This is a genomic window from Stutzerimonas stutzeri, from assembly GCF_024448895.1.
Classification (GTDB): Bacteria; Pseudomonadota; Gammaproteobacteria; order Pseudomonadales; family Pseudomonadaceae; genus Stutzerimonas; species Stutzerimonas stutzeri_Q.
This window is the reverse complement of the sequence record NZ_JAMOIC010000002.1, coordinates 192,276-215,606: the sequence shown is the minus strand read 5'-3', so window position 1 is coordinate 215,606 and position 23,331 is coordinate 192,276. Positions and strand designations below refer to the sequence as shown.

Annotated in this window: 18 protein-coding genes, 2 pseudogenes and 1 riboswitch; of the genes and pseudogenes, 6 read left to right on the top strand and 14 right to left on the bottom strand. The window is 60.4% G+C overall.

Annotated features, from left to right (window positions below):
- Nucleotides 1–174: 174 nt before the first annotated feature.
- The 8 genes from parC to NA619_RS03180 form a co-directional block, all read right to left on the bottom strand.
- Complete coding sequence (gene parC, locus NA619_RS03215; RefSeq protein ID WP_255959868.1) at nucleotides 175–2,433, bottom strand: DNA topoisomerase IV subunit A; 2,259 nt, start codon at nucleotides 2,431–2,433, stop codon at nucleotides 175–177.
- Nucleotides 2,430–2,957: a retropepsin-like aspartic protease family protein gene (locus NA619_RS03210; protein WP_255959867.1), complete on the bottom strand. Its 528-nt coding sequence runs from the start codon at nucleotides 2,955–2,957 to the stop codon at nucleotides 2,430–2,432. The genes parC and NA619_RS03210 overlap by 4 nt, the downstream gene beginning before the upstream one ends.
- Nucleotides 2,954–3,937 (bottom strand): esterase-like activity of phytase family protein, encoded by a 984-nt coding sequence (locus tag NA619_RS03205; protein WP_255959865.1) that lies wholly within the window; start codon nucleotides 3,935–3,937, stop codon nucleotides 2,954–2,956. Before NA619_RS03205 ends, NA619_RS03210 begins: the two co-directional genes overlap by 4 nt.
- Complete coding sequence (parE, locus tag NA619_RS03200; RefSeq protein WP_255959863.1) at nucleotides 3,934–5,820, bottom strand: DNA topoisomerase IV subunit B; 1,887 nt, start codon at nucleotides 5,818–5,820, stop codon at nucleotides 3,934–3,936. The genes NA619_RS03205 and parE overlap by 4 nt, the downstream gene beginning before the upstream one ends.
- Before the next feature lie 18 nt (nucleotides 5,821–5,838).
- Entirely contained in the window at nucleotides 5,839–6,456 is a 618-nt protein-coding gene (locus tag NA619_RS03195) for a YqiA/YcfP family alpha/beta fold hydrolase (RefSeq protein WP_255959861.1), read from the bottom strand.
- A gap of 142 nt (nucleotides 6,457–6,598) precedes the next feature.
- A complete protein-coding gene (gene cpdA, locus NA619_RS03190) occupies nucleotides 6,599–7,414 on the bottom strand; it encodes a 3',5'-cyclic-AMP phosphodiesterase (RefSeq protein WP_255959859.1) in 816 nt (271 codons plus the stop codon).
- A 154-nt stretch (nucleotides 7,415–7,568) separates the two neighbouring features.
- A complete protein-coding gene (locus NA619_RS03185; RefSeq protein ID WP_423836791.1) occupies nucleotides 7,569–8,015 on the bottom strand; it encodes a DUF1249 domain-containing protein in 447 nt (148 codons plus the stop codon).
- Entirely contained in the window at nucleotides 8,012–8,629 is a 618-nt protein-coding gene (locus tag NA619_RS03180) for an NUDIX domain-containing protein (protein ID WP_255959855.1), read from the bottom strand. Before NA619_RS03180 ends, NA619_RS03185 begins: the two co-directional genes overlap by 4 nt.
- A 230-nt stretch (nucleotides 8,630–8,859) precedes the next feature.
- Between NA619_RS03180 and NA619_RS03175 the strand changes: the two genes are divergently transcribed.
- Nucleotides 8,860–9,588, top strand: a complete 729-nt coding sequence (locus tag NA619_RS03175) for an RsiV family protein (protein ID WP_255959853.1) — start codon at nucleotides 8,860–8,862, stop codon at nucleotides 9,586–9,588.
- A gap of 198 nt (nucleotides 9,589–9,786) precedes the next feature.
- Here the strand turns inward: NA619_RS03175 and thiC are convergent, their stop codons facing one another.
- On the bottom strand, nucleotides 9,787–11,667 hold the full coding sequence (gene thiC, locus NA619_RS03170) for a phosphomethylpyrimidine synthase ThiC (RefSeq protein WP_272891614.1): 1,881 nt from the start codon (nucleotides 11,665–11,667) through the stop codon (nucleotides 9,787–9,789).
- A 102-nt stretch (nucleotides 11,668–11,769) separates the two neighbouring features.
- Nucleotides 11,770–11,876: riboswitch (TPP riboswitch) on the bottom strand.
- Nucleotides 11,877–12,060: 184 nt separating this feature from the next.
- On the opposite strand from thiC, the gene NA619_RS03165 reads away from it, so the two are divergent.
- Nucleotides 12,061–13,512, top strand: a complete 1,452-nt coding sequence (locus NA619_RS03165; protein WP_255959851.1) for a TolC family outer membrane protein — start codon at nucleotides 12,061–12,063, stop codon at nucleotides 13,510–13,512.
- 231 nt (nucleotides 13,513–13,743) lie between these two features.
- Here NA619_RS03165 and waaA read toward each other — a convergent pair whose 3' ends face one another.
- Nucleotides 13,744–15,045: a lipid IV(A) 3-deoxy-D-manno-octulosonic acid transferase gene (gene waaA, locus NA619_RS03160; protein WP_255959849.1), complete on the bottom strand. Its 1,302-nt coding sequence runs from the start codon at nucleotides 15,043–15,045 to the stop codon at nucleotides 13,744–13,746.
- 141 nt (nucleotides 15,046–15,186) lie between these two features.
- On the opposite strand from waaA, the gene NA619_RS03155 reads away from it, so the two are divergent.
- From NA619_RS03155 to NA619_RS03140, 4 genes are all read left to right on the top strand, one after another.
- The gene (locus tag NA619_RS03155) at nucleotides 15,187–15,519 is read left to right on the top strand and encodes an SMR family transporter (RefSeq protein WP_255959845.1); all 333 of its coding nucleotides are present in this window, start codon (nucleotides 15,187–15,189) and stop codon (nucleotides 15,517–15,519) included.
- 66 nt (nucleotides 15,520–15,585) lie between these two features.
- Nucleotides 15,586–16,758 carry an NAD(P)/FAD-dependent oxidoreductase gene (locus tag NA619_RS03150; RefSeq protein ID WP_255959843.1) on the top strand — a complete coding sequence of 391 codons (1,173 nt, stop codon included), beginning with the start codon at nucleotides 15,586–15,588 and terminating at the stop codon, nucleotides 16,756–16,758.
- Nucleotides 16,758–17,570, top strand: a complete 813-nt coding sequence (locus NA619_RS03145) for an aldo/keto reductase (protein ID WP_272891613.1) — start codon at nucleotides 16,758–16,760, stop codon at nucleotides 17,568–17,570. Before NA619_RS03150 ends, NA619_RS03145 begins: the two co-directional genes overlap by 1 nt.
- 38 nt (nucleotides 17,571–17,608) lie before the next feature.
- Entirely contained in the window at nucleotides 17,609–18,496 is an 888-nt protein-coding gene (locus NA619_RS03140; protein WP_255959841.1) for a metal ABC transporter ATPase, read from the top strand.
- Nucleotides 18,497–18,549: 53 nt separating this feature from the next.
- Here NA619_RS03140 and hldE read toward each other — a convergent pair whose 3' ends face one another.
- The 4 genes and pseudogenes from hldE to msbA form a co-directional block, all read right to left on the bottom strand.
- Complete coding sequence (gene hldE, locus NA619_RS03135; protein ID WP_255959839.1) at nucleotides 18,550–19,971, bottom strand: bifunctional D-glycero-beta-D-manno-heptose-7-phosphate kinase/D-glycero-beta-D-manno-heptose 1-phosphate adenylyltransferase HldE; 1,422 nt, start codon at nucleotides 19,969–19,971, stop codon at nucleotides 18,550–18,552.
- A gap of 160 nt (nucleotides 19,972–20,131) precedes the next feature.
- A pseudogene (locus NA619_RS03130) lies at nucleotides 20,132–21,172 on the bottom strand (PIG-L deacetylase family protein); the annotation flags it as partial.
- Nucleotides 21,173–21,252: 80 nt separating this feature from the next.
- Nucleotides 21,253–21,429 (bottom strand): annotated as a pseudogene (locus NA619_RS03125) (GNAT family N-acetyltransferase); the annotation flags it as partial.
- Nucleotides 21,426–23,240, bottom strand: a complete 1,815-nt coding sequence (msbA, locus tag NA619_RS03120; RefSeq protein ID WP_255959837.1) for a lipid A export permease/ATP-binding protein MsbA — start codon at nucleotides 23,238–23,240, stop codon at nucleotides 21,426–21,428. The gene msbA and the pseudogene NA619_RS03125, both read right to left, overlap by 4 nt.
- Nucleotides 23,241–23,331: the final 91 nt, after the last annotated feature.

The window sequence follows — 23,331 nt, the reverse complement described above, 5'->3', positions numbered from 1 at the left end:
TCAGAGGACGAAACAACGGCCGGCGTGGGGGTTCACCGCCTGCTTCGTGCCTAGATTGATATGGACCGCCAACACAATTGCAGTCTGCTGCCGTCGTGGAAGTCGAATAAAAAATGGAAGGCCGCTATCTTCCGCGAAACCATCGCAGGAAGCCAGCCTCTAAGGCGCCCCGATTCAGTTACCCGTCTCGACCAGCAAGGCATCCACTCTCTGGAAGCCTCTTGGCAGCTTGTTGCCTCGCCTGCCACGTTCACCCTTGTAGTGCTCAAGATCATCGCTCCTGAGCGACAGGGTGCGTTTGCCGGCCTGCAGGACCAGTGTCGAGCCCTCTGGCAACACGGCAAGATCCGTCAAGTACTCCTCGCGGCTGGCGACACGATCACCTGGAATACCAATGATCTTGTTGCCCTTTCCCTTGCCCAGTTGCGGGAGATCGCGAACAGGGAACACCAGCAGGCGCCCCTCGGTCGTTACCGCAGCGAGCCAGTCCTGGTCGCGGCTTTTCAACGGTCTTGGCGCCACTACACGAGCACCGGAAGGCAACGAGAGCAGCGCCTTGCCGGCCTTGTTCTTGGCTTGCAGATCTTCGCCCCGAACCACGAAGCCATAGCCGGCGTCGGATGCGATCACGTAAAGCGCTTCGTCATCGGGCAGCAGTACACATTCGAAACTGGCCCCCGGCGGTGGCGTCAGTCGCCCGGTCAACGGCTCGCCCTGTCCACGCGCCGACGGCAACGAGTGAGCCGCGAGTGAGTAACTGCGGCCCGTGGAATCGATAAAGACAGCGTATTGGTTGGAGCGCCCCGCAGCTGCAGCCCGAAAGCCATCACCGGCCTTATAGGAAAGGCCGGTGGCATCAATGTCATGCCCCTTGGCGCAACGCGCCCAGCCTTTCTCGGAAATCACCACCGTTACCGGTTCGGACGGGAGCAGCTCGTTTTCGGATAGCGCCCGCGCCTCGGCACGCGCGACGATTGGCGAACGGCGGTCATCACCATAGGTTTCGGCGTCGGCAATCAGCTCCTTGCGTACCAGCTTCTTCAGCTTGGTTTCGCTGCCCAGAAGTGCCAGCAGTTTGTCGCGCTCCTTGGCCAGTTCGTCCTGCTCGCCACGGATCTTCATCTCCTCCAGCCGCGCCAGCTGCCGCAAGCGGGTGTCTAGAATGTAGTCAGCCTGCAACTCGGACAACTCGAAGCGCGCCATCAGCACTGGCTTGGGCTGATCCTCGGTACGGATGATGTGAATCACCTCGTCCAGATTGAGGAAGGCGACGAGCAAGCCCTCCAACAGATGCAGGCGCTTCTCGACCTTATCCAGCCGGAACTGCAGACGGCGGCGCACGGTATTGATGCGGTAGGTCAACCATTCGCTGAGCAGAACCTGCAGGTTTTTAACCTGCGGCCGACCGTCGAGCCCGATGACGTTGGTGTTGACACGATAGCTCGACTCCAGCTCCGTCGTAGCGAAGAGATGCTGCATAAGCTCGTCGGCATCGACTCGATTGGAGCGCGGAATGATAACGATCCGGCAAGGATTCTCATGATCCGACTCGTCCCGCAGATCCGCCACCATCGGCAATTTTTTCGCCTGCATCTGCGCGGCGATTTGCTCCAGCACCTTGGAGCCGGAGACCTGGTGAGGCAAAGCGGTTACCACGACATCGCCGTCTTCGACCCGATAGACGGCACGCATGCGCACCGAGCCGCGACCGGTCTCGTAGATCTTCAGCAAATCAGCGCGCGGCGTGATGATCTCCGCCTCGGTCGGGTAATCCGGCCCCTGAACGTGCTCGCAGAGCTGCTCTACTGTGGTTTTCGGATCATCCAGCAAGCGCACGCAGGCAGCGGCCACCTCGCGCAGATTGTGTGGCGGTACATCGGTCGCCATGCCCACGGCGATACCGGTCGTCCCGTTTAGCAACAGGTTGGGCAGGCGCGCCGGCAGGGTGGCGGGCTCGTTGAGCGTGCCGTCGAAATTCGGCACCCAGTCTACGGTGCCCTGCCCCAGCTCGGTGAGCAACACCTCGGAATAGCGTGAGAGGCGCGCCTCGGTGTAACGCATGGCAGCGAAGGATTTCGGATCGTCAGGAGCACCCCAGTTGCCCTGGCCGTCGACCAGCGTATAGCGATAGCTGAACGGCTGGGCCATTAGCACCATGGCTTCGTAGCAGGCGGAGTCACCATGAGGATGGAACTTGCCGAGCACGTCACCGACGGTACGCGCAGACTTCTTGTGCTTGGAGTCGGCATTGAGCCCCAGCTCACTCATGGCGTAGATGATGCGCCGCTGCACAGGCTTGAGCCCGTCGCCGATATGCGGCAGTGCGCGATCCATGATCACGTACATCGAGTAGTTGAGATAAGCCTGCTCAGTGAAGTCAGCGAGGGAGCGACGCTCCACGCCGTCCAGGCTCAGGTCGATAGTTTCGCTCATGGTCGATCCGTGGCGTGTTGGCGCAGCACCAGAGTGCCGGCGCGCTGGGTGAATTCGAGTTGTTTGAGGGCGCTCATGCCGAGCAGCACCTGATCTCCGCCAAAACCTGGCGCAATAAGGGCGCGCACGTCATGCAGGAGGATGTCACCAAGTCCAAGGCTGTTAAGCACGGTTCGATAACCGGTGGTTTGGCCATTGGCGGTCTGCAGCATTACCGCCGCGCCGCGCGGTAATCCCAGGCGCTCGGCCAACTCGGCAGGGATAGCGACGTCAGTGGCGCCGGTGTCCAGCAAAAACGTCACGGACTCTCCGTTGATACGCCCGTCGGCGACGAAATGGCCTTGGACATTGCTCTCCAGCCGCACTTCGATCTCCTTGCCCTGGACCACCGACACCGGCTCACGATTGGGATTGAAACGACTTTGCTCCCAATCGGCAAAGAACCGGGTGGCGAGCAGTATTCCCGCTCCCCAGGCCAACACCAGCATCACGCGGCCAGCCCGACGGCCAGCGGGCTGGGTCACTTTTTGGCACCCCAGCCGCCCTTGGGCGCAGCAACCCGCCATACGATCGGGCGTTTTTCGCCATCGGCGCGGGCAAGCCCGTTATTGTCAACGCCGATCCAGGCGCCGTCCTCATCTACCCATAACGCCTCGGCATTGCCGAACGGCGTGTTGTAGCGCCTGGATTCAGCTAACGCTGTGGCGGCGTAGGACCAGCACCTTTCGCTGTCGCCGGTAGACGGTCGGCGTCGGCAGATCTGATGAGGAACCGGTTCCAGGGTGAACAAGTTGTCCTTATGGAAAGCCAGCCCCGAGAACCTGCGTGGCTGCTCGGCCTCGCCCATCGCAGCGGGCGTCGCTTCCCTTCCGCCTTCGGCTAGCAACACACAGCCCCCGGTACATTGCCAGGCGCTCTGTTTGCGATGCATGACCATCAACCCACGGCGACTGTGCTCCGCCGCCAGCCACAAACGATCGGCGCTGGGATCGACCGCGACCCCTTCGAACATGGCATTGAAATCCAGCAGCATGCCGCTCGCGCGCGCCTGACGCACAAGCCCAGCAGGAAGCGTCAGCCATTCTGCAGTGCCTGCCGGGCTGACTCGCAGCACTGCGGCGTGCGCCTCGCTGACCAGATAACGATTGCCAAGGCTATCGCAGCTCAACCCTTCGAAATCCATCTCGCCGCCGCGAAAAAGGCCCGCTACGGCGCTGCGCATCCGTACACCCCAGGACAGCCCCGTTTTGGGTACTGGCGGCAGTTCGAAATGCTCGGCTTCGGCCTGCCAAACCGTTTCGCTCGCATCGAGCCGATACAGCACGTCGTCCTCACGATCCGATACTGCCCAGAGCGCATCCCCGCACCACGCCAATCCTGAAAGATTGCCCTTAGCGATGCCCTCGACAGGATGCTCGCTGACCAGCTCCAGCTCGGCAGTACCCTCGGCAGCCCAGACCGGCGCGGCCAGGGTCAACAGCAGCGCAATCCAGCGAGCGTTCAAATCAACACCTCAGCCAGATTTCCTTTGGACTCCAGCCAGCTTTTGCGGTCACCTGCGCGCTTTTTGGCCAACAGCATGTCCATCATCTCCCGGGTGCCGTCGAAGTCGTCGAGCGTCAGCTGTACCAGCCGCCGGGTATTTGGATCCATGGTGGTTTCACGCAATTGCGGCGGGTTCATCTCACCCAGCCCCTTGAATCGGGTGACCTGTGGTTTGCCGCGGCGCTTTTCGGCGATCAGGCGGTCAAGGATGCCATCGCGTTCGGCTTCGTCGAGCGCATAGAAAATGTCTTTGCCAAGATCGATGCGGTAGAGCGGAGGCATTGCCACGTAGACATTGCCGGCGTCCACCAGCGGGCGGAAGTGACGGACGAACAGCGCACACAGCAGCGTGGCGATGTGCAGTCCGTCCGAATCGGCATCCGCCAGAATGCAGATCTTGCCGTAGCGAAGCTGAGATATATCCGCAGCGCCTGGATCGACCCCGATGGCCACGGCGATGTCGTGTACCTCCTGACTTGCCAGCACCTCACCGCCATCGACTTCCCAGGTATTCAGAATCTTGCCGCGCAACGGCATGATCGCCTGGAACTCTTTGTCACGAGCCTGCTTGGCAGAACCACCGGCAGAATCGCCTTCCACCAGAAAAAGCTCCGAGCGAGCCGGGTCCTGCCCTGCGCAGTCGGCCAGTTTGCCTGGCAGCGCAGGCCCTTGGGTGATGCGCTTGCGCTCGACCTTCTTGCTTGCCTTGAGTCGCCGCCCGGCATTGCTGATGGCCAGCTCGGCGAGCTGGAGCCCGAGCTCCGGGTGGGCATTCAGCCAGAGGCTGAAGGCATCCTTGACCACGCCAGATACGAACGCCGCCGATTCCCGCGACGACAAACGCTCCTTGGTCTGACCAGAGAACTGAGGCTCCTGCATTTTCGTTGAGAGCACGAAAGCGATCCGCTCCCAGACGTCCTCTGGCGCCAGCTTGACCCCGCGCGGCAACAGATTGCGAAACTCGCAGAACTCGCGCATCGCATCGAGCAGGCCCTGCCGAAGGCCGTTGACGTGGGTACCACCTTGCGCCGTCGGAATCAGGTTGACGTAGCTTTCCTGAACACTGTCACCGCCCTCGGGCAGCCACAGCAGCGCCCAGTCCACCGCCTCCTTGCTGCCGGCTAGACTGCCGCAAAAGGGTTCGTCCGGCAGCCGTGCAAACTCACTGACGGCATCGACAAGATAAGAGCGCAGGCCATCCTCGTAATGCCATTCGATTTTTTCGCCAGTGCTCTTGTCTTCAAAGCTGACGTTCAGCCCCGGACAGAGCACAGCCTTGGCCTTGAGTACATGCTTGAGTCGGCTGATAGAGAACTTCGGTGAATCGAAATACTTGGGGTCAGCCCAGAAATGCACGCTGGTGCCGGTGTTGCGTTTACCAACCGTACCGATGATGTCCAGCTCGCTGGCCTTGAACCCATCGGCGAAGGCCATGCGGTATTCGCTGCCGTCGCGCTTGACCGTTACCTCGACCCGAGTCGACAGGGCGTTGACGACAGAGATCCCGACGCCATGCAGGCCGCCTGAAAACTGGTAGTTCTTGTTTGAGAACTTACCGCCGGCATGAAGCTTGGTAAGGATCAGCTCGACGCCCGACACACCTTCTTCAGGATGAATGTCTACCGGCATGCCGCGGCCGTCATCGATGACCTGCAGCGAGTTGTCCTGGTGCAGTATCACCTGCACTGAGCTGGCATGGCCTGCCAGTGCCTCGTCGACACTGTTATCGATGACTTCCTGGGCAAGGTGATTTGGACGCGAGGTGTCCGTATACATGCCCGGACGCTTGCGGACAGGATCCAGGCCCGAGAGGACTTCAATGGCTTCGGCGGTATAAGACATGTGCGTCTCTTGATGTCCTTATAGATCGGAAAAATCGAGGTCTGCGAACGACGCAGCATCAAAGCCTGCAAAGGCCAGCAACGCAGGAAGCCGCTCGGCGAAACCTTGAAAGCCGTGATCGCCACCAGCCTGAATGCGCACTGCGCACCCTCTGTAGAAATCGGCCGCGTGGCGGTAGTCCAGGGTTTCGTCACCCGTTTGCAGCCAGACCTGATAGCGCTCGGCATCCTGCGGCGGTGGCACTTCCAATTCGGCCAGGGAGGTGACGTGATCCTCGGTCAGGTCCCAAACCTCACCGGTATACAGATTGGTTTGCTGTCCGAGATAGCCATCGAAGCGGCGGTGTGGTGTCACAGCCGGATTGATCAGCAATGCCTTGAGACCGTGGCGTTCGGCGAGGTGCGTTGCATAGTATCCGCCGAGCGAGCTGCCGACCAGCAAAGGGCGCCCAAGCTCGGCGATTGCTGCTTCAAGCTGTGCGATTGCCTGCCGAGGATGATGATGCAAGGCCGGAACTTGCAGCCAGGCCCCCATGCCTATCCGCTCCAACGCAGCGGTCAACTGGCTGGCTTTCCGTGATACCGGGGAGCTGTTGAGGCCGTGCATGTAAAGGATGGAGGGTGACGTAGGGATCATGCTGGTTCGCTGAGCTGGCAAAGAGCGGAAAGGCTACTAGGCGAAGCGCGCAAGCTGCAAGCATCGGGGTAGTCGTGCCAATGAGGCCAAGCGCTTTGCTTTTCGCGTTTGCTCGCCAGTTAGAGTATTGCAGGGTGCCGTTTCAGTATCCCTTGACGCTGTAATCAACGACGAAGTCGATACCCACCACGCGCGACACACCGGTCTCCAGCTCGCCATTGGCGTACAGCCTTAGCCAGCGGTACCCGGGCGCCAGCGTGTCCACCTGAAAGTCTTCGCTGCCGGGAGCAAACTGTACGCCTGTGGAAGGAGTGGCCAGCAAGCGCACATCTCTGCGCCAGCCATCGAACTCCTGATGAATGTGCCCCCAGAGCAAGGCCTTCACGCATCCGAAGCGATCCAGAACCTCGAAAAGCGCATCGCGATTGCGAAGCCCGATGCTGTCCATCCAGCGACTACCGATTGAAACCGGATGATGATGCAGGCACACCAGGTGGGGCCGCTCCGGAGCCTGCATCAGAGTTCGCTCCAGCAGAGCCAGCTGCTCGTCGCTGAGCATGCCGAATACCGAGCCGGGCACCAGCGTATCAAGCATGATCACGCGCCAGGCGCCTATATCCAGTACCGGCAACATCAGCTCGCTCCCGCTAGCGGCCTGACGCATCACTTCCAGTTCGTCGTGGTTGCCGGGGCACCAGCGCGCAGGGGCATCGATACATTCGGAGAGCGCTCGAAAACGCTTGTACGAGTCAAGCGAGCCGTCCTGGGAAAGATCCCCGGTCGCCAGGACCAAGTCTATTTCTGGCTGCTCATCAAGGACTAGATCGACTACCCGCTTCAGACTCTCTGCGGTATCCATGCCCAGCAGCTTACCGCCCGCCTCGGCAAAGAGGTGGCTGTCGGTCAGCTGAACGAGCAGGACTGAGTCTTTTTCAGCAGTGAAGGGCGCAGCAGCCAAGACCCGTCTCCTTTGGCGAAATCGCAGAAGAATTATGGTGGCTGACAGTTGCAGGGGTAAACCGCGCGATGCGGGCATGCATCACAGAACCGCTTGGGAGCGCCACTAGCGCATAGCATAACGCCATCGCCAAGCTTGACGCTTATCTCTTTGCTTAAACCACGGGCTCGAGCTCGTGCCCGCAAGCGAGGCAGTGGCCGAGCCATTCGCCGAGGAAGAGATTGAGCTGGTTTTTCTCGTCGGGCTGATGCATCTGCGCGTTCGGATAGCTGTAGATGCCACGGAAGCGCCGCGCATGCTCGGCGCTGATCACCTCGGCCATTCGCGCATCGTGATAGACGCGTACGTCCATCTGCGGGACTGGCAGCCAGGGCAGACAATCCTGCTGACTAATCTGCAGCGTCGTGGTGTAGGGGCAGGTTTCGATAACCTTGAGGACCAGCACGCCGAGCAGCCGGTCGCCCTGACTCATGGCGATGCGGCGTGTATCTGGCTGATTGCGCATATCGGGCAGCAACCGCATCAGCCGCAGATAATTGGCTTCGCAAGCCGATTGCAGCTCCAGCAGGTCGACACGGTACCGCTCGCGGGTTCGCCTCATATCCATGCCTCCCGTATTTCATCGCGGTTCAAGGCCAGCCACTGCAGTGCAATGATAGTCGCCGCATTGTCGATCCTGCCGTCGCGTAAAGCCTTCAACGCATTTTCCAGAGACCACACTGCTGCACGAATATCTTCACCCTCCTCCTCCAGCCCGAACACGCCGCCTGCGCCAACGCTGCTGCAGCGTCCGACATAGAGGTGAATGCGTTCGGTGCTGCCGCCCGGGGACGGGTAATAAACCGAGACCGGCCAGAGCTCACCAAGCTCGAGACCCGCTTCTTCAACGGATTCCCGGCGTGCCACTTCTTCAGGCTGCTCGTCCTTGTCGATCAGCCCAGCAACGGTTTCCACCAACCAGGGGTTGTCACCATGGGCCATGGCGCCCACCCGAAACTGCTCAACAAGCACGACCTCGTCACGTTGCGGATCGTATGGCAACACACAGACCGCATCATGGCGAACGAACAGCTCGCGCTCGATCTCCGCACCCATGCCGCCGCGGAACAGACGATGGCGAAGGCGAAACCGGTCAAGGTTGTAAAAGCCACTGAAGCAGCGCTCGCGCTGGATGATCTCGACATCGCCTGCGCCGGCTTGGAAAATATCGTTCATGAACTACTCACATATCGGTTTGTTACCGCGCCCGTCGGCGCCGGGTAAGGCTGCAACCGTCACGATGTGAGCGGTTTAACTGAAGCCATCCTAGCGCGCCATTTGATCAGGCGCAGCCCTTTGCAGACCACTCGCATGGCAAAAAATTGCTCAAAGCCCGATTACGAACTTCATATCTTGCCCGCACTCGAAACCGCACCGTCACTATCACTAGAGCCATGAAATCACCTATGCCCATCCGCCAAACCTTAGTTCTGATCTCGCTTAGCCTGCTAATCAGCGCATGCCAGCACTTTGGCGGTGAACCGCCCGTCGAGGTTCGGCAAGTCGTCAGCGAACAGCGGCCTGCGGGCTGCCCTGAGACGGATGACCGCTGCCCACTGGTCAATATCGACACTCAACTGTTCGCGACCGAGCCTGCACTCAACGCACTCATCGACCAGCGACTGCGCAAGATGACGCTTAACAGTCCGGAAGCCACCATTCCACCGACGCTTGAAGGCTATGAACAAGAGTTTCTGCGTGTTGCCGAGCCAGGTTGGAGTAGCTACCTGCAAGCCAAGCTGCGCGAACAGCACGGCTCGCTGCTGGTAATCGAGCTGTCGAGCTACCTGCACACCGGCGGTGCTCACGGGATGCCCGGACGCGGCTTCATCAACTACGACCGCGAACAGGACCGAGAGCTAAAACTGGCCGATGTGTTATTGCCGGGCAAGGAAGGCGCATTCTGGCGCGCCGCTGCGAAGGCTCACCAGCAATGGCTGGCCGTGAACCCACAGGACGCCGAATATCTGCGCCAATGGCCCTTCCAGCAAACAGCCAATGTGGCCCTGCTGCGCGATAAGGTGCTTCTCAAATATGACGTCTACAGCATCGCGCCCTATTCGAGCGGACATCCAGAACTGGAGATCCCCTACAGCGACCTCAGCGGAATATTGAAACCTGCGTACCTGCTATAACGTGTCCGAGCGACATAACCCGAACAGCATGCGCAGCGAAGATTTCGCCGGCATCAACGCGTGCAAAAGACGCATAGAAACAAAGCGGCAACACATCGCCGTGCTCCGCCTGCAGGTAGAAGTGACGTATCGTCCAGGTGGATGTAGCCAACCATCCACCGGACGCAAGTCAAGCAGTAATCTTGGCGGCTTGGACCACTAGACCTGCTTGTAGATGACCGACCCCTCGTCCTTGAAGCGCGAGGATTGCTCGGCGAAGCCGGCCTCGATCGCCTTTTGCTCGTCAGTCAACCCATTCTGAGCCGCGTATTCGCGCACCTCCTGGGTAATCTTCATCGAACAGAACTTCGGCCCACACATAGAGCAGAAGTGGGCCACCTTGGCCGAATCCTTGGGCAAGGTTTCGTCGTGATAGCTACGCGCGGTGTCAGGGTCAAGGCCGAGGTTGAACTGGTCTTCCCAGCGAAATTCGAAGCGCGCCTTGCTCAAGGCATTGTCGCGGATCTGTGCACCCGGATGGCCTTTGGCAAGGTCCGCGGCATGCGCGGCGATCTTGTAGGTGATGATGCCTGTCTTGACGTCATCCTTGTTTGGCAGGCCGAGGTGCTCCTTGGGGGTGACGTAGCAGAGCATCGCGCAACCGAACCAGCCGATCATCGCCGCGCCGATACCGGAGGTGATGTGGTCATACCCTGGGGCGATGTCGGTGGTCAGCGGGCCGAGGGTGTAGAACGGCGCCTCGTCGCAGCACTCCAACTGCTTGTCCATGTTTTCTTTTATCAGTTGCATCGGCACGTGGCCCGGGCCCTCGATCATGCACTGCACGTCATGCTTCCAGGCGATCTTGGTCAGCTCGCCGAGGGTTTCCAGCTCACCGAACTGCGCGGCGTCGTTGGCGTCAGCAATCGAGCCCGGACGCAGGCCGTCACCCAGCGAGAAGCTGACGTCATAGGCCTTCATGATTTCGCAGATGTCTTCGAAGTGGGTGTAGAGGAAATTCTCCTGGTGATGCGCAAGGCACCACTTGGCCATGATCGAGCCGCCGCGGCTGACGATACCGGTGACCCGCTTGGCGGTCAGCGGCACATAGCGCAGCAGCACGCCAGCGTGGATGGTGAAGTAATCGACGCCCTGCTCGGCCTGCTCGATGAGCGTGTCGCGGAACAGCTCCCATGTCAGGTCTTCGGCAACGCCGTTGACCTTCTCCAGCGCCTGGTAAATGGGCACGGTGCCGATCGGCACGGGCGAGTTGCGGATGATCCACTCGCGGGTTTCGTGGATGTGCTTGCCGGTGGACAGGTCCATTACCGTATCCGAGCCCCAGCGGATGCCCCAGGTCAGCTTGGCCACTTCCTCTTCGATCGAGGAGCCCAGAGCCGAGTTGCCGATGTTGCCGTTGATCTTCACCAGAAAGTTGCGGCCGATGATCATCGGCTCGAGTTCGGTGTGGTTGATGTTGGCCGGGATGATGGCGCGACCGCGGGCTACTTCGTCACGCACGAATTCGGCAGTGATTTCTTTCGGAATTGAAGCACCGAAGCTCTGCCCGCCGTGTTGCTCGGTGAGCAGGCCCGCCGCGCGCGCTTCCTGCAGCTTCATGTTTTCGCGGATGGCGACGTATTCCATTTCCGGCGTGATGATGCCCTGACGCGCGTAGTGCATCTGGCTGACGTTCTTGCCCGGCTTGGCGCGGCGAGGATTGCGTACATGGGCGAAGCGCATCTTGGTCAGCTCGGCGTCTGCCAGGCGCTGCTGGCCGAAATTCGAGGTCAGGCCATCGAGCAGCTCGGTGTCGCCGCGATCATCGATCCAGGCCGAGCGAACGTCGCCGAGCCCTGTACGCACGTCGATTGTCACGTTCGGATCGGTATAGGGTCCGGAGGTGTCGTAGACGACGACCGGTGCGTTGATCTCGCCACCGAAGTCCGTCGGCGTGACATCGAGACTGATCTCGCGCATCGGCACGCGGATGTCGGGCCGTGAGCCCTGAACGTAGACTTTCTGGGAACGCGGGAAAGGTTGGATCGACTGCTGGTCGACCTGGGCTGATTCACTCAGATTTTGTTGTTCGGCACGCATCAGGCTGGCTCCTAGAGAATTGTCGGAGCGAACCTGAAAAACACGGCGGGGAAAGGGCATCGGGCGCGCCGGGAATGGCGCTGAGAGAGCTTGCCTGAGGACTGGCGAGCACATCTTGTTCCCTACGCAGGCCTTAACCTGATCAGGTTCAACGGGATCCGGAATTTTCCGATCTCAGCCTTCACTTCAAGGCACCCCGACAAGAACGGGGTCGAGTCTAATCAAGGCGACATGGGATTGCCATGCCGACCTGCAATCGGGGCGACCGTCGGGTCACGATCGGCTTCTTCCGTTCTTCCTCATCAAGGTCCTGAACACCCTGTTCACGCGCCTTGACCGGCACGATGACCGCGCATAGCCTTGCCCATCACTTCGCTTCAGGGAAAGACGCACATGCTGCGCAGACTCACGTTGGCACTCGCCGTGACCGCCGCCTCGTCGGGGCTGACCTGGGCCGAGACAGCACCAAAACTTTCCGTCCGTACCGACCTGATCAGCGTCTATCGACAGGCCGTAGAGAACAACGCGGACCTCGCTGCCGCACGCGCTCAGTACAAATCTATTCAGGAAGTCGTGCCGCAGGCGCGAGCCGGCTTGCTGCCCAACCTCAGCGCAAGCGCCGAAGCCAGCAATACGCAAACGGACGTGGATACCAGCATGGGCTCGCGATCGCTGGAGCGCAGTGGCACCGTTTATCAGGCAACCCTGAGCCAGCCGATCTTTCGCGCCGACCGTTGGTTTCAACTGCAAGCGGCCGAAGCCATCAGCGAACAGGCGGCACTGCAATACTCGATCGCCGAGCAGGATCTGATCCGGCTGACTGCGCAGGCCTACTTCGCCGTCCTGCGCGCGCAGGACAATCTTGCCGCGGCCAAGGCCGAGGAGTCGGCCTTCCAGCGCCAGCTCGATCAGGCGGATGAACGCTTTGAAGTAGGCCTTTCGGATCGCACCGACGTGCTCGAAGCACAAGCCGGATTCGATACCGCACGCGCCAATCGCCTGCTAGCCCAGCGTCAGGTCGACGATGCCTTTCAGTCGCTGTTTACCCTGACCAACCGGGAGTACCTTGCGCTGGAAGGCGTGGAGCACAGCTTGCCGGTGCTGCCACCCATACCAAACGACGCCAGCGCCTGGGTCAGCACCGCCACCCGCCAGAACCTCGATCTGCTGGCCAGCAACCAGGCGGTCAATGCCGCTGAAGAAACCCTTCGCCAGCGCCGTGCTGGCCACGCGCCAACGCTCGATGCCGTGGCGCGCTATAGCAAAGGCGACAATGACAGTCTCGGCTTTACGAACACGGGCAGCGAAGCCGTAAGTGGCATCCCCCGCTACACCGGAGACGTCGAGCAACGCAGCATCGGCCTGCAATTGAACATTCCGCTTTACAGCGGCGGCTTGACGAGTTCGCAAGGCCGTGAGGCCTTTTACCAACTGACCCAGACCGAACAGCAGCGTGAGAGTCTGCGGCGTCAGGTCGTCGAGTCCACACGCAACCTGCATCGCGCGGTCAATACCGATGTGGAGCAGGTGCAGGCGCGGCGTCAGTCGATCATCTCCAACCAGAGCGCGCTGGAAGCCACCGATATCGGCTATCAGGTCGGCACGCGCAATATCGTCGACGTTCTCGACACCCAACGCCGTCTGTTCGGCGCAGTGCGCGATTACAACAACGCGCGCTATGACTACATCCTCGACAGCCTGCGCCTGAAGCAGGCGGCCGGCACGCTCAACCCGGGAGACCTGGACGACCTTCAGCGTTATCTCAAGGCAGATTACGACCCGGACACTGACTTCCTGCCGCCTGATCTTTCGGAAAATTTTGGCAGACCGGTTCGAGTGGAATAGCGAAGGCCGAGCCATGCCCGCCAGACGCCCGCAGACGACAGGTCAGCGAGCATGCTGGCGTATCCTCGGATTATCCTTTCGGCTAATCCGAGCTACAGCTCTGTAGGATGAAATCGCCGAAGGCGCTTGCGTCGGTTACCGCGGGGGATTTGCCGGCGACGTGCACCGTTACGGTCTTGTGCTGAGAAGACGGGAGCGCTGCCAGCATGCCGCGTATCCTCGGATCGTCGGTTAACCCACGCTATAAAGTGGAGCCGCGCCACGGCTATCAAGCAGCTGTTCCAGTCCTGCCAACAGACGACCCAGCGCGCCCTGATTGTTCATGAGCACGGTGAAGCCAGCTGTTCGCGCTTGCTCAGTAAGAGCGGGGTCGCTCCAGAACGACAGGATCCCAGTCGCGAGCTCCGGAGCACTGCCAACCTCCGCCAGCGCGCCGGCGTCTCGCAGCTGTGCGGCGATATCCAGAAAGTTGAACAAATGAGGCCCTGTCAGGACCGGCTTGCCCAGTGCTGCCGGCTCCAGCAGATTGTGCCCGCCTGTCGGGACCAGACTGCCGCCGACGAACGCCGCATCAGCCAAGGCGAACAGAAACAGCAGCTCGCCCATGGTGTCGCCAAGCACCACTTGCGTATCGGCGGTAGGCCGCTCTTCAAGTGAACGCCGAACTGTCGTGAAATCCAGCTTTCGGCAAAGCTCCAGCACCGAGCCGAAGCGCTCTGGATGGCGCGGGACCAGAATCAGCAATGCATCAGGCCGCTCTGCGAGCAGCAGTCGATGTGCAGCCAGCAGGATTTCGTCTTCACCGGTGTGCGTGCTGGCAGCGATCCAGATAGGCCGCGCCGCAGCGCCCCATTGCTGACGCAGCAGCGCGGCTCGCTCCGGTAGCGCGGGATCGACGCTCAGGTCGAACTTGATCGAGCCGGTCACCTGCACACAAGACTCACGAGCGCCGAGCTGCCGGAAACGTACGGCTTCGACGTCGGTCTGCGCAGCAATCAGACCGAGTTCAGCCAGCATCGGGGCCGTGAGCCGGGCGAACCGCGCATATCCGCGCGCCGAGCGCTCGGACAGACGAGCATTGGCCAGCGCTACAGGTATACCGCGGCGCGCGCATTGGTGGATATGGTTGGGCCACAGCTCCGTCTCCATCACCACCGCCAGTTTCGGCTGCAGCTTCTGCAGGAAGAGCGACGCAGCCCAGGGGAGATCGTAGGGCAGATAGCAATGCTGAACAGCATCGCCAAACAGAGCCTTGATCCTCTCGGACCCGGTTGGCGTCATGCAGGTGACGGTGATCGGCAGGTGCGGGTAGCGAACCTTCAACTCACGAATCATCGGCGCCGCAGCGATGCTTTCACCGACAGACACCGCATGCACCCAGATTCCGCCCGGCTGCAAGTCGGGCAGACCAAGCGCGAAACGTTCGCCGATGCGCTTCGAATAAGCCGGGGCTCGGCGCGCTCGCCAGAACAGTCGAATCACCACCAGCGGCAAGGCCAGGTGGAACAGTAGGGTGTAGAGGATACGGTTCATGGGCGCGGAGCTTAGCAAGGCGCCACTCCAGCGACCACAGATAAGCCTGCAACATCCCCCTCTCGCGCCGCGAACTTGAGTCTCGCAACGGAGCCGAATGAACGCGGTGCGCACTTTCCAGACGCATCTACCGGAGACGTTATGACTGGCTACCTTTACCTCGCAATTGCCATTGCAGCCGAAGTGATCGCGACCACATCGATGAAGTCTCTCGCCGGATTCAGCCGCCCACTGCCGTTGTTGCTGGTGATCGTTGGCTACAGCCTTTCATTTTGGATGCTCGCGCTGGTGGTCAAGACCATCCCAGTCGGCATCGCCTATGCAATATGGGCGGGCCTCGGCATCGTTCTGGTCAGCGTTGCCGCAGCGCTTATCTATGGTCAGAAGCTGGATCTACCAGCGGCGCTCGGCATGGCATTGATAATCGCGGGCGTCGTGGTGATCCAGATTTTTTCCCGCAGTACCGGTCACTAGCCGCTCAAAGGACGCTGGCGAGCAAGGGGTTATACTGCGCGCCTGATTCCACAACGAGGCCCATTCATGTCCGAATCCCTGAGCACCGATATCCTGATTGTAGGCGGTGGTGTCGCCGGTCTGTGGCTGAACGCCCGCCTGCGCCGGCTTGGCTATTCGACACTGCTGGTGGACAAAGGCGTGCTCGGAGGCGGTCAGAGCGTCAAGTCGCAAGGGATCATTCATGGCGGCACCAAGTACGCGCTGAGCGGCGCACTGACGGGCGCTTCGGAAGCCATCGCCGATATGCCGCGACGTTGGCGCGAGGCCCTTGAAGGCAAGGGTGAGCTCGACCTGTCCGGCGTCCGCCTGCTGTCCGATGCGCATTACCTGTGGTCGCCCGGGACCCTCACCGGCAACCTCACCAGTTTCTTCGCCAGCAAGGCGGTGCGCTCGCGGGTCGGTCAGGTCAAAGGAGACGAGCTGCCCCCGGCGCTGCAGGATCCGCGCTTCAAGGGCAAGGTCTACCGCCTCAGCGAACTGGTGCTGGACGTGCCCAGCCTCATCCAACGCTTGGCTGAGCTGGCCGGAGACGGTTTGGTGAAAGCTGACAGCGTCGAGCCGCTGCGGGAAAACGGCGAACTCACCGGATTATTGGTCGATGGACGCCCGATCAACGCTCAGCGCATCGTTCTGACCGCTGGCGCCGGCAACGCCGAACTGCTGAATGGGCTGGATCTTGCCCAACCCGCCATGCAGAAGCGCCCGCTGCACATGGTCATCGTCAAGGCACCTTCACTCAAGGCACTCTACGCACACTGCCTCGGCGGCGGATCCAAGCCGCGCATTACGGTCACCGCGCATCCTGCCGCTGACGGTGAGTGGGTGTGGTATCTGGGCGGAGATCTTGCCGAAGCGGGTGGCGTCGCGCGCGACGAGGCCGCGCAGATCGCGGCAGCGAAAAGGGAGTTGGCCGAACTGGTGCCCTGGATCAATCTATCCGCAGCTAAATGGGCAACCTTGCGTATCGATCGGGCCGAACCTGCGCAGTCTGCCTTGGCCAGACCGGACAACGCCTTTCTCGCCGAGCAGGGTCGACTCCTGGTTGGCTGGCCGACCAAGCTGGCACTCTCTCCCGATTTCGCCGACCGCGTCGAAGCCGCCCTGAAGCGGGATGGCATTCGGCCCAAACCTCATAAAGTCTTACCCGAACTACCGCGACCGGCGATAACCGGTCCCTTCTGGGAAGGATTGGTCTGATGGAGACGACGCTCCACGACCTGCACCGCCCACTGGGCAGCACCGGGCTGAGCGTGTCCCCGCTGGGTTTAGGCACGGTCAAGCTGGGCCGCGATCAAGGCGTGAAGTACCCCAACGGCTTCCGCATCCCGGACGACGCCCAGGCACGCCAACTTTTGGCGCTGGCCCGCGACCTGGGCATTAATCTTATCGACACCGCACCCGCCTACGGCGTCAGCGAGGAGCGTCTGGGACCTCTGCTCACAGGCCAGCGCGACCATTGGGTCGTGGTCAGCAAGGTAGGTGAGGAATTCATCGATGGCCAATCGCATTTTGACTTCTCGCCTGCCCACACGCGATTTTCCGTAGAACGCAGCCTCCAGCGGCTCAAGACCGATCGCATCGATCTGGTTCTGGTGCATTCGGATGGCCGCGATGTAGAGGTCCTTAGAAACAGCGGGGTGTACGAGACCCTTGCCGACCTCAAGCGAGAGGGCAAGATTCTCGGCTATGGCTTGTCCGGCAAGACCGCCGAAGGCGGCCTGCTGGCACTCCAGCAAGGTGACTGCGCGATGGTGACCTACAACCTGAACGAGCAAAGCGAAAGACCGGTGCTCGATTATGCTCAGGCACACGCAAAAGGCATCCTGGTCAAGAAAGCGCTGGCCAGCGGTCACGTCTGCCTGAATGCCGGCGAAGATCCAGTACGAGCAAGCTTCGAACTGATTTTTGCTCATCCCGGTGTCGGCGCTGCCATCATTGGCACCATCAACCCGCAACACTTGTCAGATAACGTGATGACCGCCGCATCCGTTTTATCCCAACAACAATAAGTACGGCCCCACGGCCGCCTACTGCCAGGAAGAGCCGAATGCCGCGCGTACTGATTCGCAAGAACCCGACCGCTTTCAAGACCCTGCCGCTTCTCGTAGAAGCCAGCCCGGAAGGCCTGCGCTACCAGAGTCTCGGCCGCCCGCTCAACTTCAGTGAAATGCTCGAGCGCCGCCGCCCCGTTGCAGTCGAGGATCCCACTCGGTTCAACATCGAGCTGGCAAATCTGGGTGTTTCCGTACGCCTGACACTATGCTGGCAAGGTCAGGAGTACTGGGTGTTGGTGCGCCAGCAACGCCAGGATCGCGGCGACGTCGTGCTCAAGCTGATTTCCGGCTATGTGCCGGCGCATGAGCTCAGCCTGCCACTGCTGACCGCCATTCAAGAAGTCGCCGAAGAGTGCCTGCTGGAAACGCCCGAAGGCTGGTTGGCGGGTCGCTTCGGTGATACCTGGCTGCCAGCGCCTTATCAGGGCAGCCTTCGCTATCGTGAGGCGGTGCACTTCAATCTGGCTTCGCTATCCGGCTCAGCGAGGCCGGTGCAATGTGGTCAGATGACGTTGATGGAGCGCCCCCGTGCTTATGTCCATCTCCCAACCGCCTCCCTGCAGCTGGTCTACGACATGCGGCTCGAACTGCCGAAGGAGACCCGGGAGCTCAGTCTTTTCCATGTCGATGAACGACTCGACGACGGCAAGCTGGTTGCCGAACTATCTCGCAGCAGACCTGACCTCTACCTGGTTCCTTTGCAACAGGGGCGCCCGACAGCTGCGCTGTTCACATTACGCAAGGGCCTACCGGTACCAGCGGGCACGCGCGGCTTGTGGCTTTCTGAGAGTTTCGCCAGGCAAGACGATTGGGTGGTTCGCGAGGAGCGCATCAGCTGGCGCGACTGGATCAAGACCCTAGCAGTCGCCGCGTCGGGCTGAACCGTATTACGAGAGCGCCCGACCGGAGCGGTACGGACGCCATTGCCGACGAGCTACCGCTGGCGGATCTTCTCGACGATGGCCGTGGTCGAGCTGTTCTCGACCAGCCCCAGCACCCTGACTTCACCGCCATAAGCCGTGACCAGATCGGCACCGACGACCTGATCGACGCCGTAGTCGCCGCCCTTGACCAACACGTCCGGCTTGACCTCGGCGAGCAGGTTCTCCGGCGTGTCTTCCGAGAAGCACACCACCCAATCGACCGCACCGAGCCCAGCCAGCACAGCCATACGCCGATCAACCGAATTGATCGGTCGGCCTGGCCCCTTTAGACGGCTCACCGAACCATCGTCATTGACAGCCACGATCAATCGGTCACCTTGCGCGCGGGCTTGTTCCAGATAGGTCACGTGGCCTGCATGGAGAATGTCGAAGCAGCCGTTGGTGAAGACGATCTTCTCGCCCTCGGCGCGGGCATCCTCGATAGCGGTGAGCAGCTGCTCCAGGGTCATCACGCCACGCTCGGAACCTTCTTCACGCTGCACCGCGCGGCGCAGCTCTGGCGCACTGATGCAAGCGGTGCCCAGCTTGCCTACAACGATCCCAGCAGCAAGATTGGCCAATGCCACGGCTTGCGGCAGCTCTTCCCCCGCGGCGATGGCTGCAGCCAGGGTTGAAATAACGGTGTCACCCGCGCCGGTCACGTCGAACACTTCACGCGCACGCGCCGGCAAATGCAGCGCCGAATGATCGGGGCGAAGCAGCGTCATTCCATGCTCGCCGCGCGTGACCAGCAAGGCGCCCAGGTCGAGCTCGTGCATCAGGTCAGCCCCCTTCGCTACCAGCTCAGCTTCATCGGCACAGTGGCCGACTATGGCCTCAAACTCTGCGAGATTCGGCGTGATCACCGAAGCGCCTCGATAGATCTCGAAGTCCTTACCCTTGGGATCAGCCAGTACCGGCACATTCCGCTTACGCGCGGCCTCGATAAGCGCCTGATGATTACGCAGCGCGCCTTTTCCGTAGTCGGAAAGTATCAGTACCTTGACGCCGTCCAGCAGCGCTTCGACTTGAGCAAGCAAGGCGGCAGGATCGGTTTCGAACGGCTCCTCGAAGTCCATCCGCAGCAGCTGTTGATGGCGACTCATGACCCTGAGTTTGATGATGGTCGGCTGATGCTCGATGGATTGGAAATGCGCCTTCACGCCGGCTGCAGCAAGGCTGTCGGCCAAGCTCTGCCGCGCCTCGTCAACACCTGTAACGCCAACCAGAGCAGCAGGCGCACCCAGCGCAGCGATGTTCAGCGCAACGTTCGCTGCACCACCGGGCCGGTCCTCCACCTGCTCGACCTTGACCACCGGCACCGGCGCCTCCGGCGAAATCCGCGACGTGCCACCATGCCAGTAACGATCGAGCATGACATCGCCAACCACCAGAACGGCGGCGTGGTCGAAACGGGGCATGGACAGTTTCATGAGCTGACTCCGCGCATTCGAAAAGCCGGCATGATAGCAGCCCGCATGACGTACCAAGTGTCGCGCTGATACGCCGCCTCGGGCCAAGGTACCGACGAACGTACCAATCGGGCACTAATCAGGCACCGCCAGCCTCGGCGCGAGCTGCAGAGCCTCTCATCTATTGATCTTTCGACAGAGGTTCGACCAAGAACAGTTCATGGCGGCGGACCGCCTTGCGGAAAAACTCATCCTCGCCAGTGATCGGCCAGCGGCGCCCCAACAGTAATGCCTGAATGATGCGACGGATGCGTTTCTTGAGCGGTAGCGGAACCTGCAGGTCGTGCTGCATCGTCAAGGCCATCGCTTTGTCCAGCCGCGCTTCGGCATCCAGCACCGGACTCCACACAGCTAGCGCAGGAAGCGGCTCGATGGCTGGCGGCAAAGCGACACCGCAATCGGCAGGCCCCATCGGCCAGCGATCGTTGTCGTGCAAGTGATTGGCGTAGAGCAGCTTGATCTCGGGTTTCCACTGGCTCTTTTCGATTGCTACATTCAGCGCCATCGACGCATGAATGTGGTCGGCATGCGGATCGAGCTGAACGTGAGGCAGCACCACCACCTCAGGCTTGTAGTGCTCAAGCAGGGCGACGAGATCTGCGACCAGATTGTTCCAGGAGGGTTTGGCATCCAGATCCCCGGGCAGACGCAGCGCGTTGAAGGCACGCGCCCTGCGCATATCCAGCTCCCCTGACTCTTTCGAGCCGAAGGGTACATCCGGCTGCTCATGCATTGCCGGCAGGCGCACGCAGAAGTATCCCAGCTGCACGCACTGGGTCATCGGCACGCCGCCCCACAGCGGCACCGCCAGACTACTCCAGGTTCGCAGACCTCCCTTGAAGCGCGCCGCCCGCTCCTTGTCCAAGCCAAGGCGCTCATAGTGGCGTGCTTCGATTTCACCTTGGGTCAAAGTGACGATGGTGGCTTTGGGACAACGATGGTGGAGCCCAAAGACCGCCAACTCGGCGTCGTCTGCATGCGGTGCGATGACCATGGTCCGCTTCTGCGCGTAATCAGGTTGGCTGAAGGCGAACAGACGCGCAGGACTCACCCGACAGAAACGACCCCAAACTCGTACTTGATCCGCAAGAAGTGAATCGCAAAGACCGGACAGATTTATGTATCGGCACCCGGAGACGCGACGCTCGAAATCCTGACGATCACGAAGCTAGGGCGTCTCGATCCAAACTCCTTGGAGAGCGCCAGATAACGCCCCCAGCACGGCACGGCCGCGACAAGCTAACCTCGACTATGCCACCCCAGGTAGCGAACAGGTATGCCAGCCAGACCCGCGAGCCGCTCGACAACCTGTGGATGCGTAATAACGCTACCCCCGTGGCTTTGCCAGAGCGATGCGTATTCAGCCGAAGTGATAGGCGCCCAGCCGCGCTCTCGCCAGCATCGTATGAACTCGATCACGACGCTACGCCACTGCTCTCGTCGCCGGGCTCATCGCTGAATTGAGTGGCATGCAGCCTTGTATAGAACCCTCCCAGTGCCAAGAGCTCGGCATGCGTGCCGCGCTCCACGATCTCACCTGCATCCATCACCAGAATCTGATCGGCTTTCTCGATCGTGGACAAGCGATGGGCGATGACGAGCGTCGTACGACCCTGCATCACTTTGTCGAGCGCGGCCTGAATGTGCCGTTCCGACTCCGTATCGAGGGCAGAGGTCGCCTCATCAAGTATGAGGAGTGGAGCGTTTTTCAGCAGGGCGCGAGCAATGGCCAACCGCTGTCTTTGCCCGCCCGAAAGCAGGACACCGTTTTCGCCGACAAGCGTGTCGTACTTCATGGGTAGCTGCTGGATGAACTCATCGGCATAAGCGGCTTGGGCGGCGGCTACGACCTGTTCGATCGGAGCGTCGGCGAGATCGCCATACGCAATGTTTGCAGCGATCGTATCGTTGAATAGCGTAACGTTCTGGGTCACCAGCGCCATATGACGACGAAGATTGGACAGGCGGTAGCTCTGGATCTCCAGATTATCCAGACAGATCTGGCCATCTACGTGTTGATAGAAGCGCGGAATGATATTGGCCAGGGTAGATTTCCCGCTGCCCGAGCGGCCGACCAATGCAACCATCTGGCCCGGCTTTGCCGTAAACGAAATGTTCTTCAGCACGGCGCGCTCAGTTTCTGGGTACGAAAAGCTGAGGTTGGCAACTTCAAGCCGCCCTTCAACATGCTCTAGACATTCGGTTCCCGAATCCGGCTCGGCCTCCTCATCCAACTGTTGAAAGATGCTTTCTGCGCCAGCCACACCTTTCTGGATTGTAGAACTCACCTCGGATAACTGTCGGATGGGCTTCGGCAGCAAGCCTGCCATCGTGATGTAAGCAACCAAGTCACCGGCAGAAGCATCACCCCGTAATAACAGTACGAGGAACATCAAAACCGCCATGGCTGAATACGTCAGAAGCTGAAGCATTGGTGTGTATACAGCGCCGGTTTTGATCATCGCGAGCTGCTTGTCGGTGTTGCTGTTGCTGACCTCCAGAAACCGCTTACGCTCGTACGACTCCCCGCCAAAGCTCCTTACGACCCGATAACCCTGGATCACCTCGGACGTCACGTGGGTAACATCACCCATTGCCGTTTGGATCTTCTTGCTTTGCTTACGAAATTTGCGGCTTGCACTGGTGACCATCAGCGCGATGATCGGAAGTATGGCCAACATCACCAGCGTCAACTTCCAGTTCATATATAGAAGTGCCCCAAAGAGGAACACTACTGTCATCCCCTCTCGAATCACCACTTTGATGGCATCCGTGGCAGCACCCGTGACCATTGTCACGTTGAACGTAATCCTGGAGATGAGATGACCAGAGTTATGCGTATCGAAATAACGGTTTGGCAGCATTAGCAAGTGATTGAACAAGGCTATGCGCAAATCATGTACCAAGCCCAACGAAACGCGTGCCAGGAAATAATTTCCGAGGTATGAGCCTACGCCCTGCCATACCGCGATCACGATGATCAGCAGCGGAACTGCCTGAAGAAGTCGAAGTTCACCGAATATCGGCCAGCCTGGGAACATAACGGCATCCGGGTTGCTGAGCCCGTCGACAAAATACTTCAGCATGCCGGCCAGCATGGGCTGAGTGGACGCAAAGATCAGAAAGCCCACAATGCTAAGCATGAACATGCCGATATACGGCCGAACATAACCCAGCAGACGAAAATAGATCTTCAAGCTGGAACTGGAGGCGGGAGCTGCGTTGGTCATAGGAGAGCATGTGACAAAAAACTCATGCTACCACAGGGTCCATGAGCCGAATCACGCTTACAGTACCAAGAGCTATCGCCTACAATTCGGG

Bases quoted from the DNA above. Each gene is read 5' to 3' on its own strand.
- NA619_RS03175 (WP_255959853.1), top strand. From the start codon at position 8,860: ATGCCCATCCGCCAAACCTTAGTTCTGATCTCGCTTAGCCTGCTAATC.
- NA619_RS03185 (WP_423836791.1), bottom strand. From the start codon at position 8,015: ATGAGGCGAACCCGCGAGCGGTACCGTGTCGACCTGCTGGAGCTGCAA.
- NA619_RS03140 (WP_255959841.1), top strand. From the start codon at position 17,609: ATGCCGCGCGTACTGATTCGCAAGAACCCGACCGCTTTCAAGACCCTG.
- msbA (WP_255959837.1), bottom strand. From the start codon at position 23,240: ATGACCAACGCAGCTCCCGCCTCCAGTTCCAGCTTGAAGATCTATTTT.
- waaA (WP_255959849.1), bottom strand. From the start codon at position 15,045: ATGAACCGTATCCTCTACACCCTACTGTTCCACCTGGCCTTGCCGCTG.
- NA619_RS03195 (WP_255959861.1), bottom strand. From the start codon at position 6,456: ATGATCCCTACGTCACCCTCCATCCTTTACATGCACGGCCTCAACAGC.
- NA619_RS03145 (WP_272891613.1), top strand. From the start codon at position 16,758: ATGGAGACGACGCTCCACGACCTGCACCGCCCACTGGGCAGCACCGGG.
- NA619_RS03165 (WP_255959851.1), top strand. From the start codon at position 12,061: ATGCTGCGCAGACTCACGTTGGCACTCGCCGTGACCGCCGCCTCGTCG.
- thiC (WP_272891614.1), bottom strand. From the start codon at position 11,667: ATGCGTGCCGAACAACAAAATCTGAGTGAATCAGCCCAGGTCGACCAG.
- parC (WP_255959868.1), bottom strand. From the start codon at position 2,433: ATGAGCGAAACTATCGACCTGAGCCTGGACGGCGTGGAGCGTCGCTCC.
- parE (WP_255959863.1), bottom strand. From the start codon at position 5,820: ATGTCTTATACCGCCGAAGCCATTGAAGTCCTCTCGGGCCTGGATCCT.
- NA619_RS03155 (WP_255959845.1), top strand. From the start codon at position 15,187: ATGACTGGCTACCTTTACCTCGCAATTGCCATTGCAGCCGAAGTGATC.
- hldE (WP_255959839.1), bottom strand. From the start codon at position 19,971: ATGAAACTGTCCATGCCCCGTTTCGACCACGCCGCCGTTCTGGTGGTT.
- NA619_RS03150 (WP_255959843.1), top strand. From the start codon at position 15,586: ATGTCCGAATCCCTGAGCACCGATATCCTGATTGTAGGCGGTGGTGTC.
- NA619_RS03180 (WP_255959855.1), bottom strand. From the start codon at position 8,629: ATGAACGATATTTTCCAAGCCGGCGCAGGCGATGTCGAGATCATCCAG.